This window comes from Mycobacterium shottsii (assembly GCF_010728525.1).
In the GTDB taxonomy this organism is placed as follows: Bacteria; Actinomycetota; Actinomycetes; order Mycobacteriales; family Mycobacteriaceae; genus Mycobacterium; species Mycobacterium marinum.
The window spans coordinates 1,834,333-1,849,105 of record NZ_AP022572.1 but is presented as its reverse complement, the minus strand read 5'-3'; the positions used below and the strand labels follow the sequence as shown (position 1 = coordinate 1,849,105).

The 14,773-nt window shown below is 64.8% G+C and carries 7 protein-coding genes and 5 pseudogenes; 9 read left to right on the top strand and 3 right to left on the bottom strand.

The window, feature by feature from the left end:
- The first annotated feature begins 26 nt into the window (after nt 1-26).
- Both G6N41_RS08660 and G6N41_RS08655 read left to right on the top strand, forming a co-directional pair.
- Nucleotides 27-2,213: an acyl-CoA dehydrogenase gene (locus tag G6N41_RS08660; protein ID WP_198967127.1), complete on the top strand. Its 2,187-nt coding sequence runs from the start codon at nt 27-29 to the stop codon at nt 2,211-2,213.
- Between the two features lie 235 nt (nt 2,214-2,448).
- Nucleotides 2,449-3,708: pseudogene (locus G6N41_RS08655) on the top strand (WS/DGAT/MGAT family O-acyltransferase); the annotation flags it as partial.
- Between the two features lie 11 nt (nt 3,709-3,719).
- Here the strand turns inward: G6N41_RS08655 and G6N41_RS08650 are convergent.
- A pseudogene (locus G6N41_RS08650) lies at nt 3,720-4,593 on the bottom strand (IS5 family transposase).
- 46 nt (nt 4,594-4,639) lie between these two features.
- Here G6N41_RS08650 and G6N41_RS29945 point away from each other — a divergent pair.
- A pseudogene (locus G6N41_RS29945) lies at nt 4,640-4,735 on the top strand (hypothetical protein); the annotation flags it as partial.
- A 440-nt stretch (nt 4,736-5,175) separates the two neighbouring features.
- Here G6N41_RS29945 and fadD2 read toward each other — a convergent pair.
- A complete protein-coding gene (fadD2, locus tag G6N41_RS08645) occupies nt 5,176-6,849 on the bottom strand; it encodes a long-chain-fatty-acid--CoA ligase FadD2 (RefSeq protein WP_012392495.1) in 1,674 nt (557 codons plus the stop codon).
- A gap of 67 nt (nt 6,850-6,916) precedes the next feature.
- Between fadD2 and G6N41_RS08640 the strand changes: the two are divergent.
- Nucleotides 6,917-8,179: pseudogene (locus G6N41_RS08640) on the top strand (DNA polymerase domain-containing protein).
- Here the strand turns inward: G6N41_RS08640 and G6N41_RS08635 are convergent.
- The gene (locus tag G6N41_RS08635) at nt 8,180-9,577 is read right to left on the bottom strand and encodes an MFS transporter (RefSeq protein ID WP_198967126.1); all 1,398 of its coding nucleotides are present in this window, start codon (nt 9,575-9,577) and stop codon (nt 8,180-8,182) included.
- A gap of 253 nt (nt 9,578-9,830) precedes the next feature.
- On the opposite strand from G6N41_RS08635, the gene G6N41_RS08630 reads away from it, so the two are divergent.
- The 5 genes and pseudogenes from G6N41_RS08630 (at nt 9,831) to G6N41_RS08610 (ending at nt 14,697) form a co-directional block, all read left to right on the top strand.
- Nucleotides 9,831-10,823, top strand: coding sequence for an ABC transporter substrate-binding protein (locus G6N41_RS08630; protein WP_198967125.1), 993 nt, complete (start codon nt 9,831-9,833; stop codon nt 10,821-10,823).
- A gap of 112 nt (nt 10,824-10,935) precedes the next feature.
- A complete protein-coding gene (locus G6N41_RS08625; RefSeq protein WP_012392491.1) occupies nt 10,936-11,607 on the top strand; it encodes a 5-oxoprolinase subunit B family protein in 672 nt (223 codons plus the stop codon).
- A gap of 15 nt (nt 11,608-11,622) precedes the next feature.
- Nucleotides 11,623-12,492 (top strand): 5-oxoprolinase/urea amidolyase family protein, encoded by an 870-nt coding sequence (locus tag G6N41_RS08620; RefSeq protein WP_198967124.1) that lies wholly within the window; start codon nt 11,623-11,625, stop codon nt 12,490-12,492.
- Nucleotides 12,493-12,518: 26 nt separating this feature from the next.
- Nucleotides 12,519-13,064, top strand: a complete 546-nt coding sequence (locus G6N41_RS08615; RefSeq protein WP_198967123.1) for a GNAT family N-acetyltransferase — start codon at nt 12,519-12,521, stop codon at nt 13,062-13,064.
- A gap of 231 nt (nt 13,065-13,295) precedes the next feature.
- A pseudogene (locus G6N41_RS08610) lies at nt 13,296-14,697 on the top strand (MFS transporter).
- Nucleotides 14,698-14,773: the final 76 nt, after the last annotated feature.

Here is a 14,773-nt window from a genome sequence, read left to right as displayed (position 1 = left end):
AGCAACAAAGCAAGGGAAGGCGAGCAATGCCGATCGCGATAACCCCTGAGCATCGGGACCTGGCCGATTCGGTGCGATCACTGGTAGCGCGCGTGGCGCCGTCGGAAGTGCTGCACGCGGCTATGGAAACTCCGGTCGAGAATCCACCGCCCTACTGGCAAGCGGCGGCCGAACAAGGCTTGCAGGGTGTTCATCTCGCCGAGTCCGTCGGCGGACAGGGTTACGGGATCCTCGAGCTGGCTGTGGCGCTGGCCGAATTCGGCTACGGGGCGGTCCCCGGTCCGTTCGTCCCGGCGGCGATCGCCAGCGCACTGATTTCGGTGCATGACCCCGAGGCCAAGGTGCTTTCCGAGCTCGCCAGCGGTGCCGCCATCGCGGCCTACGCGCTGGACTCGGGGCTCACCGCAACGCGCCAGGGGCTAGAGGACGGTGGCGTGCTAGTCATCCGCGGCGAGGTCCGCGCGGTTCCAGCCGCAGCCCAGGCCTCCATTCTGGTGCTGCCAGTCGCCATCGATAGCGGCGACGAGTGGGTGGTGCTGCGCGCCGAGCAACTTGAAATCGAACCGGTCCGCAGCCTGGACCCGCTGCGCCCCGTCGCACACGTCCACGCCAACGCCGTCGAGGTTGGCGATGACGTGGTGCTGAGCAATCTGAGCATGACCACCGCCCACGCGCTGATGTCCACCCTGCTCTCGGCCGAGGCGGTGGGTGTAGCCCGCTGGGCCACCGATGCCGCGTCGGGCTACGCCAAGATCCGCGAACAGTTCGGCAGGCCGATCGGCCAGTTCCAGGCGATCAAGCACAAATGCGCCGAGATGATCGCCGACACCGAGCGCGCCACCGCCGCCGTGTGGGACGCGGCCCGCGCGCTAGACGAGGACAGTCCGCACATCGAGTTCGCCGCGGCCGTCGCCGCGACACTGGCACCGGCCGCAGCCCAGCGCTGCACCCAGGACTGCATACAGGTGCACGGCGGCATCGGCTACACCTGGGAGCACGACACCAACGTCTACTACCGCCGGGCCCTGATGCTGGCGGCCTGTTTCGGCCGCAGCGTCGAGTACCCACAGCGGGTGGTGGACACCGCCACCACCACGGGCATGCGAGCGGTGGACATCGACTTGGATCCCGACACCGAGAAGCTGCGGGCCGAGATTCGCGCCGATGTGGAGGCCCTCAAGCAGATGGATCGGGAGCCCCGAAAGGCCGCGATCGCCGAAGGCGGCTGGGTGCTGCCATATCTGCCCAAGCCCTGGGGACGGGCCTCCAGCCCGGTCGAGCAGGTCATCATCGCCCAGGAGTTCAGCACCGGTCGGGTAAAACGGCCCCAGGTCGGCATCGCGGCTTGGATCCTCCCGTCGATCGTGGCGTTCGGTACCGAAGAGCAGAAGCAACGATTTCTGCCGCCCACCTTCCGCGGCGAGATGATCTGGTGCCAGCTGTTCTCGGAGCCCGGCGCCGGCTCGGACCTGGCCGGCCTGAGCACGAAGGCGACGCGGGTAGACGGCGGCTGGCGCATTACCGGACAGAAAATTTGGACCACCGCCGCTCAGTACTCGCAATGGGGAGCACTACTGGCCAGAACCGACCCGAACGCACCCAAGCACAACGGCATCACCTACTTCCTGCTGGACATGAAAAGCGAAGGCGTACAGGTAAAGCCGCTGCGCGAGCTGACCGGCCACGAAATGTTCAACACCGTCTACATCGACGATGTGTTCGTCCCGGACGAGTATGTCCTGGGCGAAGTCAACCGGGGCTGGGAAGTCAGCCGCAACACCCTGACCGCCGAACGAGTATCGATTGGCAGCACCGACAACAACTTCCTGGCCACCTTGCCGCAGTTCGTCGAGTTCGTCCGGGACGGCCAGTTCGATCAGGTCGCCCAGCACCGCGCCGGACACCTGATCGCCGAGGGGCACGCCGCCAAGGTGCTCAACCTGCGCTCCACCCTGTTGACCCTCTCGGGTGGGGACGCCATGCCGTCGGCGGCGATATCCAAGCTGCTGTCGATGCGCACCGGTCAGGGCTACGCGGAGTTCGCCGTGTCGTCGTTCGGCACGGATGCCGCGATCGGCGACACCGACGAGTTGGCCGGTAAGTGGGGCGAGTACCTGCTATCCAGTCGCGCCACCACGATCTACGGCGGCACCTCCGAGGTGCAGCTCAACATCATCGCCGAGCGGCTGCTAGGCCTGCCCCGCGACCCGTAGGCCGCAAGCGGTCTGTCTGCGATTCGATTCGATCCGCGGCGGGGTTCGCGCACCGGCCAGTTCCTTGAACCAAGGCTCGATCAGGTTCAGCCAGCAACTCGACGTCGCCATGAAATGAAGATGCCGGCGGCGACCTGTTGTGCGCCGCATATTTCACGATCTCTGCTGTGGGATCCGCCGACAGTTTCATCGATGCCGGTTGCTCGCCATGGGCCCCCGCTGTCTAATGACTTCGATGGAATTGATGATGCCGACCGATGCGTCCTTCCTGTTCACCGAGTCCCGCGAGCACCCCATGCATGTGGCCGGTTTGCAGCTGTTCGACCCTCCCGACGCGGCCGGTCCGGGATTTGTCGATGAGATATATAGATGCCTGGCGGCAAATCGGGAGGGACAACCCGCATTCCGTAAGCGCCCCGCAACATTATTGGGCGGTATTACCAGCCTGGGCTGGCAGTACGACAACGAGATCGATACCGATTATCACGTGCGACGTTCGGTGCTTCCGTATCCCGGGAGGGTACGCGAGCTGCTCCAATTGGTTTCTCAGCTACACAGCCACCTGCTCGATCGCCATTACCCGTTGTGGGAAATGCATGTGGTGGACGGGTTGGCAGACAGCCGGTTCGCGATCTACTCCAAGTTCCACCATGCCCTGCTCGACGGTGCCTCGGCATTGATGCTGCTGCAGCGCGCACTTTCGGATGACCCTCGCGACACCGAAGTGCGGGCACCATGGAATCTGCCCCCGCAGCCCGATCACGCGGTTGGCTCCTCCAGGCTGGGATCGCTGGCCAACACGGCGGGATCTCTGATGGCACTCGGTCCATCGACAGTGTCCTTGATCCGCGCTGCGCTGGTTGAGCAGCAGTTGACCCTGCCATTTGGGGCTCCACGCACCCTGTTCAACGTAAAGGTCGGCGGCGCGCGCCGATGCGCAGCGCAGTCATGGTCGTTGGATCGGTTCCGGGCCGTAGCGAAATGCGCGGAGGTCACCATCAACGATGTAGTGCTGGCAATGTGCGCCGGTGCGTTGCGCCAGTACTTGCTCGAGCAGAATGCGCTACCGGATGCGCCGCTAGTTGCCTTGGTCCCGGTTAGCCTGCGCTCGCAAACCGATGACTCCGGCGGCACCATGGTCGGGACCGTGCTTTGCGGTCTCGCGACCGACAACACGGATCCGGCGAAACGACTGGAAATGATCAGTCAGTCGATGCGCCGAAACAAGAAGGCATTTTCCGAATTGTCCCCGCTGCAGGCAAAAGCGTTGTGGGCCTTCAATATGGCGCCTTTGACGCTGACAGCTGTTCCGGGCTTCGTCCCATGGACAAAGCCGTCGTTCAATGTCATTGTGTCGAACCTGCCGGGACCGACCAAACCCATGTACTGGCACGGGGCCCGGCTGGACAGCATCTATCCACTGTCGATCGCTCACGACGGTCAGGCGCTGAGCATCACTCTGCTCAGCAACGCCGGCACGCTCGAATTCGGCCTAGGTCCTGTCTGCTAATTGCGGACGCGGTGGTAGGTGATGATGGCGGCCAGGGTGACACCGCTGAGGTAGGTCAGGGCGTATTTGTCGTAGCAGGTGGCGACCGCGCGCCAGTGTTTGAGCCGGTTGAAGCTTCGCTCGACGGTGTTACGGTGCTTGTAGATTCGGCCTGAGAACCCCGGAGGCCGTCCTCCGTTGCGGCCTTTGGCTTTGCGGCGGGTGATCTGGTCGCTGCGCTCGGGGATGGTATGGGCGATCTTGAGCCGGCGCAGCTGTGCCCGCGTCGAGTCATAGGAGTACGCCTTGTCCGCCAGCAGGCGATACGGGGCGTATGAGTTGCTGCACCGGGCGGCCAGCAATGGCCAAAGCATCGGATTATCACCGGCTTGACCGGCCGACAGTGCCAGGGTGACCGGACTGCACAGCTGGTCGGTCAAGGCGTGGATCTTGGTAGTCAGCCCGCCGCGGGAACGCCCAATGGCGTGGTCATCGGGCTCATCGAGATATTTCTTGTAATTCGACAGATCCCCCTGTGCGGCGCCCGGAGCGCGCTCCGGCTGCGTGTCGGTGGGCGCGCACACTGGTCGAATCGACCGACAACAGTGCGCCCAGGTCGGCGTCCTCGGCGTCGAGGTCAGAGGCGATCGCCGCGAAGATCCGCGCGTAGATGCCATCGACCGACCAGCGTAGATGCCTCTCGGCCACCGATTGCCAGGGACCGAAGTGCTCGGGCAGGTCACACCACGGAGATCCCGCACGGTAACGCCAGATAATGCCCTCCAGAGTACGTCGATGATCGTTCCACGGCCGGCCACGCCGCCGCCCCGCAGGCAACACCGCCACGATCAGCGACCACAAATCATCAGAAATCGCATGCGTCCGCATCACCCAAACAGCATCAGCCAAAACACCATTCACATTAAGCAGACACGCCCTAGGCGGGTGCCGTCGCAGTGTCCCGCACTTGCAGCGACTCCTGCTACACCTGGAGACGTCACTGCATGGCCTGGAACAGGCCGTCGGACTCTAGAAGTTCACTGCCAGCGTGGCGCGCCCGGCGAACTGCTTATCACGGATCGTCAGACGGGCAAGAATGAGTCGATCACTGATGAATTCGGCATGCCTCCATCCTCGTTTCCAAAGCGAGGCGCCTCCCCGGCTCAGCCGAGCACTGAGCATCGACGTGCTCCGCCCCGGATTGTTCACCGGTGATTGAGGTCGTCGTCCTCTAGATACACGGAAGTGTCTGTCCGGCAGGAGATTCGCGGGACTGCGGCGGCTCAGGTTCTCGACCGGAAGGCACTTCGTAGGTGCAGGGCAGTTCGTGGTGGTGGACACCGACCGCTCGGTGCGATACCGGTGGGGATGTCGTCGACGGCCGGGCGATACCAGGCGGTCGTCACCAACACCGCCACCTGACAACTAGCGCAGCCGCTACGGGCAGCGATGAACTGCGGAGCCAATGACCGGCTACTCGATCTCCATCTCACGCAGCTCGCGTTTGAGGATCTTGCCGGTGGGGTTGCGCGGCAACTCCTCGAGGAAGATCACTTCCCTGGGAACCTTGTAGCGGGCCAGGTGGTCGCGCACGTAGTGCTTGACGGTCTCCTCGTCGAGGTCGGTGTCGGGCTTCTTGACCACGAACGCGCGCAGCCGCGCGCCCCACTCCTTGTCGTCGACGCCGAGCGCGGTGGCCTCCACCACGTCGGGATGCCCGCTGATCAGATCCTCGACTTCGGCCGGGAACACGTTTTCCCCGCCGGAGACGATCATCTCGTCGTCACGACCGCTGACGTAGAGCAGCCCGTGCTCATCGAAGTAGCCGACGTCACCTGAGGACATCAGACCGTCGATGATCTGCTTGTGGCCGCCACCGGTGTAGCCCTCGAAGGGGAAGGCGTTGCCCACGAAGATGCGGCCGACTTGGCCCTGCGAGACCTCGTTGCCGTTGTCGTCGAGGATCTTGACCTTGACGCCTTTGACGACGGGTCCCACCGTCGCGGCGTTGCGTTGCAGATCCTCGGGCCCGGCGATGGTGGCAAACGCGATCTCGGTCGAGCCGTACATGTTGTAGATAACCGGACCGAGGTCTTTGAGTGCGCGGCTGGCCAGTTCGGCGCCCAACTGGGAGCCGGATACGAACACGATCTTCAGGCTGGACAGGTCTGGCTTCTTGTCTATCTTCTCCACCGCGTCGAGAAGACGCGACAGCATCACCGGCACCACGACCATGGCGGTCACCTTGTGCTTCTCGATGTCTTCGAGCACCAGCTGCGGCTTGAACTTGCGTCGCAACACCAGCGTCGAGCCCAGGAACATCGCGATGGTGGCGTGCAGGTACCCCAGCGCGTGGAACATCGGCGCCGGCAGCGAGGTCACCTCGTTGGCCTTGAACGGGACGTGCGACAAGATGCCCCCGACCGGCGCCAGCGTCGGCGGGGTACTGCGGTTGGCGCCCTTGGGGGTGCCGGTGGTGCCACTGGTCAGAATGATGATCGACGCATGCTTGCCGGCCTTGGGCGCCGGCGCGGTGCTGCTGCGGGCGATGAGTTCGGCCAGCGTTTCGTCGGTGCTGCCCGAGTCCTCCTCGGAATCGGGATTGACGCCCAGCGCCCGCAGCTTGCCCAACGGCGGCTCGGCTTTGCTGACCGCGCCGGTGTACTCGTCGTCATAAATGATCAGCTTGGCGCCTTCGCGCTCCGAGACCTCTTTGATTTGTGGGCCGGAGAACTCGCTGTTGAGCAAGATGATGCGGGCGCCTGCCCGGGCAGCACCATAGTTGGCGATCAAAAACCAACGGTGGTTGCGCGCCAGGATGGCGACCCCGTCGCCGGCGGATACCCCCTTGGCCAGCAGGGCGTTGGCCACGGCGTGGGCGGCTTCGTCGAGCTGCTGGTAGGTGAATTCGCCCTCTTCGTCGATGCACGCCGCGCGGTGCGGATGACGTCTGGCGTTGAACGAGGGCAGCATGCCGAACTCGCCCCACTTCGCGATTTCGGTTGCCATCGCGGCGTAGTTCAGCGGCGACTCCAACCGGAACGCACCTGATTCGATGATCTTGCGCACGTAGTGCAGTTCGGCCGCCCCGCGGTCGACGTATTGCTGAATTTTTGCGACCCCGGGCAGGTCACTGAGGTTAGGCATAAGTTCACCATATGTGACGCCGGTCGCACCGCGACCATAGAGTGCATCGGAATTACGATTGATTCCCATGACCGGCCCGGTGTCACTGGAGTTGGCCGGTCGGCAGGTCAAGATCACCCACCCAGACCGAGTGGTCTTCCCCAGCCAGGGCGACCGGCCGAGCCGCACCAAGCTCGATCTGGTCCGCTACTACCTGTCGGTGGCCGATGGCGCGCTGCGCGGGGTGGCCGGCCGGCCGATGATGCTCAAGCGCTTCGTCAAAGGGATCGACGTGGAAGCGGTGTTTCAGAAGCGCGCCCCCACCAACCGCCCCGACTGGGTGGACGTTGCCGAGCTGCGCTACGCGTCAGGCACCTCCGCCAAGGAAGCGGTCATCCACGATGCCGCGGGACTGGCCTGGGCGATCAACTTGGGCTGCGTCGACCTGAATCCACATCCGGTGCTTGCCCGCGACCTCGATCACCCCGACGAACTACGGATCGACCTGGACCCGATGCCCGGTGTCGAGTGACGCCGCATCCTCGATGTCGCGCAAGTGGTCCACGAAGTGCTCGAAGATTATGGGCTCACGCCCTGGCCCAAGACCTCTGGTTCGCGGGGCTTCCACGTCTATGCCCGGATCGCGCCACGGTGGTCGTTTTCCCAGGTTCGGCTGGCCGCGCAGACCGTCGCGCGCGAGGTCGAACGGCGGATGCCCGGCGTGGCAACCAGCCGTTGGTGGAAGGAGGAACGCGAGGGAGTGTTCGTCGACTTCAACCAGAACGCCAAGGACCGCACGGTCGCGTCGGCCTATTCGGTGCGGGCCACCCCCGATGCCCGGGTGTCCACGCCGCTGCACTGGCACGAGGTGGCCGACTGCGATCCGCAGGACTTCACCCTCGACACCGTCCCCGACCGGTTCGCAGAAATGGGCGACCCGTGGTCGGGCATGGACGACGCCGCGGGCGCGCTGGACCGGCTGCTGATGCTTGCCGAGGAACTGGGCCCGCCCCAGCGCGCTCCCACCGGCGCGGGCAAGCGCAGCGATGGCCGCCGGCAGCCGAGCATGCCGCTGATCGAAGTCGCCCGCACCAAGACCAAGGACGAGGCGATGGCCGCCCTGGACACCTGGCGCGCTCGCCATCCCGCGGTGGCGGATCGGCTGCAACCCGCCGATGTGTTGGTGGACGGCATGCGCGGGCCGAGCTCGATCTGGTACCGCATCCGGATTAACCTGCAGCACATACCGCCCGAGGCGCGTCCCCCGCAGGAGGAGCTGATCGCCGAGTACAACCCGTGGCACGGCTACCGGCCCCCCGATGGCCGGGGCAGGCCCGGAGCCGACGGCTGATCACACCCCTAGCTGCGCCATCGGAGTCTTGCTGCGTAGGTAGCAGTGCCAGGTGACGAATAGCAGCGCGAGGAAAAAGACCACATAGAAGCGCAGCGCGGGTTCGATATTGCCGAACTGGGCCTTCGACCACGCGTAGGCCAGGGGCACCAGGAACCCACCGAAGGCGCCGACCGCCGAGATGACACCCAAGGCACCGGCGGCTTGGCGGCGCATCTGCACCATCGTGTCGGGGTCACCGCCCGCGAGCTCACCTTTGACCTTGAAGATCCGCGAGATCATGCGATAGGTCGATCCGTTTCCGATGCCGGTGGCCACGAACAAGAACATGAAGCTGGCGAAGAACAGCGGCAAGTTGACGATCTGCACCGACCACAGCGCGGCGGCCGCCCCGATCGCGAGCATCAGAAAGCTGACCGCGGTGACGCGGGCGCCGCCAACGCGATCGGCCAGCCTGCCGCCCAGCGGCCGGATCACCGATCCGATGCCCGCCCCCAGAAACGCCCAGCCCAAGGCGATGTCGCCGCGATCGAAGACGGTCTTGAGCAGTGTCGGAAACGCCGCCGAGTGGCCGATGAAGGATCCGAAGGTACCGATGTACAACAGGGCCAGGATCCAGGTGTCGGCGTGGCGCAGCGACTGCCAAACCGGCTTCACGTCGGCCTTCGCCTCGGCGAGGTTGTCCATGAACGCAAAGGCGCAGACCGCGGCGACGACCGCCAGTGGCACATAGAACAATCCGGCCCGCGCCAGCGCCATCCCGCCACCGGCGACCACGATCGGCGGAATGATCTTTTGCACTACCGCGACGCCAATGTCGCCTCCGGCCGCGTTGAGGCCCAGTGCCCAGCCTTTGTCCTTCTCGGGGTAGAAGAACGAAATGTTGGCCATCGACGAGGCGAAGTTGCCGCCGCCCACACCGGCGGTCGCGGCGATCAGCGTCAGCAGCACAAAGGGTATGCCGGGGTGACTTACCGCCCAGGACAGCAGCAGACAGGGAATCACCAACAAGCTTGCGGAGATGGTCGTCCAGTTGCGGCCGCCGAAAACCGGGATCGCGAAGGTATAGGGCAATCGCAACAGTGCGCCGACACCGCTGGGAACAGCGACCAGGCACAGGGCTTGGCTGGGCGAAAGTGCCCAGCCCGACGCGGCGGGATGGCTGGGATGCCCCGGTGCACCAACGGCCATCATCTGCACGACCACGATGCTCCACAACATCCACACGCTGAACCCGATGTGCTCGGCGAAGATGGAGAAAACCAAGTTGCGCCGGGCGATCGGCCGGCCGATCGTGTCCCAGAATTCGGGATCTTCGGGGCGCCAGTCATGAATCCAGTGGCGTCCGGCGTGCTGCTCGCGCGGTGCGGTGTGCTGGCGTACCGGGGTGATGGTCATCTACGTCTCCTGTGCAAGAAAGCGGCCAATCCGCGGCCGAATGGGCCGAGGACGCACGAACGAGTCGACACTAACGACGGGCTGTTACCGAACTAGGTGGTCGCAGTTACGTCGTCGCAACGCAAAAATCACAACGGTCGCGGCCCCGCTGTTAGAAACATCGCCGCACCCACGCACGCGCGGTGCCCCGGCCAAGCGTGCACCAGCCGGTGCTGTGGCGGGGTGAGGGTCAGGCACGCGATAATCTCACGCGATGCAACAGGGATGGAGTCGGCGCGGATTCCTGCAGGTCGCGGCGGCCACAGGGCTGCTCGCCAGCGGGGTCGCGGCGTGCTCGTCATCCAAGCCGCAGGCGGGCACCGCTGATACCGGGGCGGTGACCATCACCCACTTGTTCGGCCAGACCGTCATCAAGGAGCCGCCCAAGCGCGTGGTCAGCGCCGGTTTTACCGAACAAGACGACTTGCTCGCGCTGGGGGTCGTGCCCATCGCCGTCACCCGATGGTTCGGGGACCAGCCGTTCGCGGTGTGGCCCTGGGCGCAGCCCAAACTCGGCGCGGCACAGCCGGTGGTGTTGAGCCTCGACGACGGGATTCAGGTCGACCAGATCGCGAACCTCAAACCCGATCTCATTGTGGCCATCAACGCCGGAGTCGACGCCGAGACCTATCAGAAGCTGTCTGCGATCGCCCCCACCATCCCGCAATCGGGCGGTGACGCGTTCTTCGAGCCCTGGAAGCTGCAGGCCAGCACAGTCGGTGAGGCGGTGTTTCAGAGCGCGCAGATGAAGTCCCTGATCGACGCCGTCGACCAGAAGTTCGCCGCTGTGGCACAACAGCATCCGCAATGGATGGGCAAAAAAGCACTGTTACTGCAGGGGCGGCTTTGGCAGGGCAATGTCATCGCAACGATGGCCGGCTGGCGGACCGACTTTCTCAACGAGATGGGTCTGGTCATCTCCGAGGACATCAAACCCTTCGCCGTCGATCAACGCGGTGTGATCCCGCGCGATCACATCAAGGAGGTGCTCGATTCCGCCGACGTGCTGATCTGGCTGACCGAGAGCCCCGAAGACGAACAGGCGTTGCTGGCCGACCCCGAGATTGCGGCATCAGCGGCGACCGAGCAGAAACGCCATGTCTTCACCACCGACGATCAGGCCGGCGCGATCGCGTTTGCGTCGCCCCTGAGTTATCCCGTGGTGGCCGATGAATTGCCCGCGCTGATCGCGAAGGTATTGGGCTGAGATTGCCGATTATTCGGCCACCGACCGCGCGGGTCTGAGCATCCGCTAAGGCCCTTCTGGCAGTGCTCGAAAATTTCTCGCCCACCGCCGAATCCGGGGCTAACGTCGAAGAATGAGTGTGACCGATATCTCAACCGAGCTTGCGGCGGACATGGTGACGCGCAACATTTTCGACTACGGCGATCAAGCGCTGATGCTGGAGTGTGACAGCACCGCGCAGGTGTTGGCGTGGACGCAGACCCTACGCGCCGCTGCGCTGCCCGGCGTGGTCGACATCGTCGGGGCCTCCCGCACGGTGTTGGTGAAGCTCGCCGGTCCCCGCTTCCAAGGGGTTACCCGGCAGCGGATACGCCGGCTGCCCGTCGACCCCGACCTGCTCGCGTCCGAGCACCAGGGCGAACCGCTGCCGGCGCCGGTCATCGACGTCATCTACGACGGTCCCGATCTTGCCGAGGTCGCCAGCCATACCGGTCTGACCACCGCACAGGTCATCCACGCCCACACCGCCACCCGGTGGCGCGTCGGGTTCAGCGGATTCGCGCCCGGGTTTGCCTACCTCATCGGCGGCGATCCTCGGCTGCAGGTGCCCCGCAGGTCCGAGCCGCGGACCTCGGTGCCGGCCGGGTCGGTCGCGCTGGCAGGCGAATACAGCGCGGTATACCCGCGGCACTCCCCCGGCGGGTGGCAGATCATCGGCCATACCGACGCAGTGTTGTGGGACATTGACCGGCCCAACCCGGCCCTGCTCACCCAGGGCATGTGGGTACAGTTCCGGCCGGCGTAGCGAGGAGGATCCGTCGTGATAACCCTGGAAATACTGCGCAGCGGGCCGTTGGCCATCGTCGAGGACCTCGGCCGGGCCGGTCTGGGCCACCTGGGAGTCGGGCGGTCCGGGGCGGCCGACCGTCGCTCGCACACGCTGGCGAACCGCTTGGTCGCCAATCCCGACGACTGGGCGACCGTCGAGGTCACGCTGGGAGGCTTTTCGGCCCGGGTTCGTGGCGGCGACATCGACATCGCGGTGACCGGAGCCGACACCGACCCAACCGTCAACGGAACGTTGTTCGGCACCAACAGCATTCATCATGTCCGCGATGGCTCGGTAATCTCACTGGGAACTCCCAATGCGGGACTGCGTACCTATCTAGCGGTGCGCGGTGGTATCAGCGTCACCCCCGTGCTGGGTTCACGCAGCTATGACGTGATGTCGGCAATCGGCCCGGCGCCATTACGGACCGGGGATGTGCTGCCGATCGGCGACCGTTCGCAGGATTATCCGGAACTCGACCAGGCGCCGGTGGCCGCCATCACCGACCGAGTGGTCGAACTGCGGGCGATACCGGGACCGCGCGATGACTGGTTCGTTGATCCCGAAGCGCTGGTAAACACCGACTGGGTGGTCTCCGGTCAAAGCGACCGGGTGGGAACGCGATTGGTCGGCCGCCCGCTGACGCACCGCAATCCAGACCGCCAGTTGCCCAGCGAAGGGACCACTCGCGGCGCAATCCAGGTACCGCCCAACGGATTACCGGTGATCCTGGGGCCCGATCACCCGATCACGGGCGGCTACCCGGTGGTGGGTGTGGTGATCGATGACGACATCGACAAGGTGGCCCAGGTGCGGCCCGGTCAGCACGTATGGCTGCACTGGGCACGCCCTCGCCGCTGACGCGCGGGCACTGGTAGACAGAAATAGTGCATACAGAGGTTCACACGGCTCGGCTGGTCCATACCGCCGATCTGGACAGTGAGACGCGTCAGGGCATTCGCCAGATGGTCACCGCCGCCTTTGCCGGCGACTTCACCGATAACGATTGGGAACACGCCCTGGGCGGTATGCACGCCCTGATCTGGCATCGCGGCGCGATCATCGCGCACGGCGCCGTGGTGCAGCGGCGTCTTATCTACCGCGGTAGCGCCCTGCGTTGTGGCTATGTCGAAGGTGTTGCGGTGCGAGAGGATTGGCGTGGCCAAGGACTGGCGACTGCGGTGTTGGACGCCACCGAGCAAGTGATTCGTGGCGCCTACGAACTGGGGGCGCTCAGTTCCTCGGCGGGCGCCCGCCGGCCGTACACATCTCGAGGCTGGTTGCCGTGGCACGGCCCGACATCGGTGCTGTCCCCCACCGGCCCCACTCCCACACCCGATGATGACGGAACCGTGTTTGTGCTGCCGGTCGATGCCAGCCTGGACACCTCCGCCGAATTGATGTGCGACTGGCGCGCGGGAGACGTCTGGTAATACCTCTCGGCGCCGCGTCTTCCTGCCAGCCAGTTTTCAGATAACTGCGATTCAACTTTCAGCCCATATCCGCCCCTTCGAGTTGACCGGCTTGCATGATCGATGTGAGCATCGAAACAGGCGGTGGCGCATGCCTCTTCATTCGTGATTCATCTCGAGACTCGCCTGACTTCTCAACGCATGATTGCCGGAAAAGCGGCGCCACCGTCGGCGAAAGGTGCAGACGCCAACATGAACCGCAACCATCGGATCGAGCACTGGGATCCCGAAGACGCCCAGGCTTGGGAGGCCAGCAACCACGCCGTCGCTCGCCGCAACCTGCTGTGGATCACCGCATGCGAACACGTCGCCTTGGGGTTTGGACGCTCTGGCCGGTGTTGGTGCTGTTCATGCCCTACGACGTTTACGGCTTCTCCGCTGCGGACAAATTCCTGCTCGGCGCCACAGCCACCTTTGTTGCGGCCTGCCTGCGCATCCCGTATTCGCTGGGTATCGCCACCTTCGGCGGCCGGAACTGGACCGTGTTTTCGATTGCGGTGCTGGCCATTCCCACCATCGGCACGATCTGGTTGCTGAGCCACCCGGGTTGCCGCTGTGGCCGTATCTGGCATGCGCCGCATTGACCGGATGCGGTGGCGCCAACTACGCGGCGTCGATGACCAACACCAACGCCTTCTACCCGCATCGGCGCAAAGGCTTCGCTCTCGGGTTCAACGCCGGCGCCGGCAATCTCGGCGTCCCCATGATTCAGCTGGTGGGGCTGCTGGTGATCGCGATCGCCGGCTATCACCAGCCGTATTGGGTGTGCGGACTGTATCTGTTGCTGTTGACGGTCGTCGCCGTCGGAGCGGCCCGCCAGATGGATAACCTGGCGCACGCCACCTATGACGTGGGCCATTTGCGGGCCATCCTCACCCAGCGCGACACGTGGGTACTGGCCCTGCTCTATCTGGGCACTTTCGGCTCCTGGATCGGGTTCTCCTTCGCGTTTGGCCAGGTGCTGCAGATCAACTTCGTCGGTAGCGGACAAAGCCACGCACAGGCCGCCCTGCACGCGGCCGAGTTCGCCTTCATCGGGCCGGCACTGGGCTCGCTGGCCCGGATCTACGGCGGCCGACTGGCGGATCGGGTCGGCGGCAGCCGGGTCACCCTGGCGGTCTTCCTCACGATGGCGTTGTTTACTGGGCTGTTGGTGGCCATCAGTACCCACGGTGACCACACCCCTGGTCCGGCCACCGTGGCGATGACTGCGGGCTACATCGGCGGCTTCCTGGCCCTTTTTGCGCTCGCCGGCCTGGGCAACGGTTCGGTGTACAAGATGATCCCCTCGGTCTTCGAGGCGCTCAGCCACCGGAACCAGATCAGCGAATACGAGCGACGCCGCTGGTCATAGGCCATGTCGGGAGCAGTGATCGGATTTGTCGCCGCCTTTGGCGCCCTCGGGGGCGTGGGCATCAATCTGGCGCTGCGACAGTCCTATCTGAGCACCGGAACAGACACCTCCGCCTATTGGGTCTTCCTGCTGTTTTACGTCGGCGCCGCGCTTCTGACCTGGTCGAGATACGGGCGCCGAGCGGTCCCGGTCGCCGGTACCGCGGGGACGGCATCCGGATCCCGGCTGGCCCGAGTGTGACTGGGGTCGCAGAGGTGGGCAATGCGGCAGCAATTGCTTGGTAACGCATCCGAAACCTCACACGCTTAGACACGAC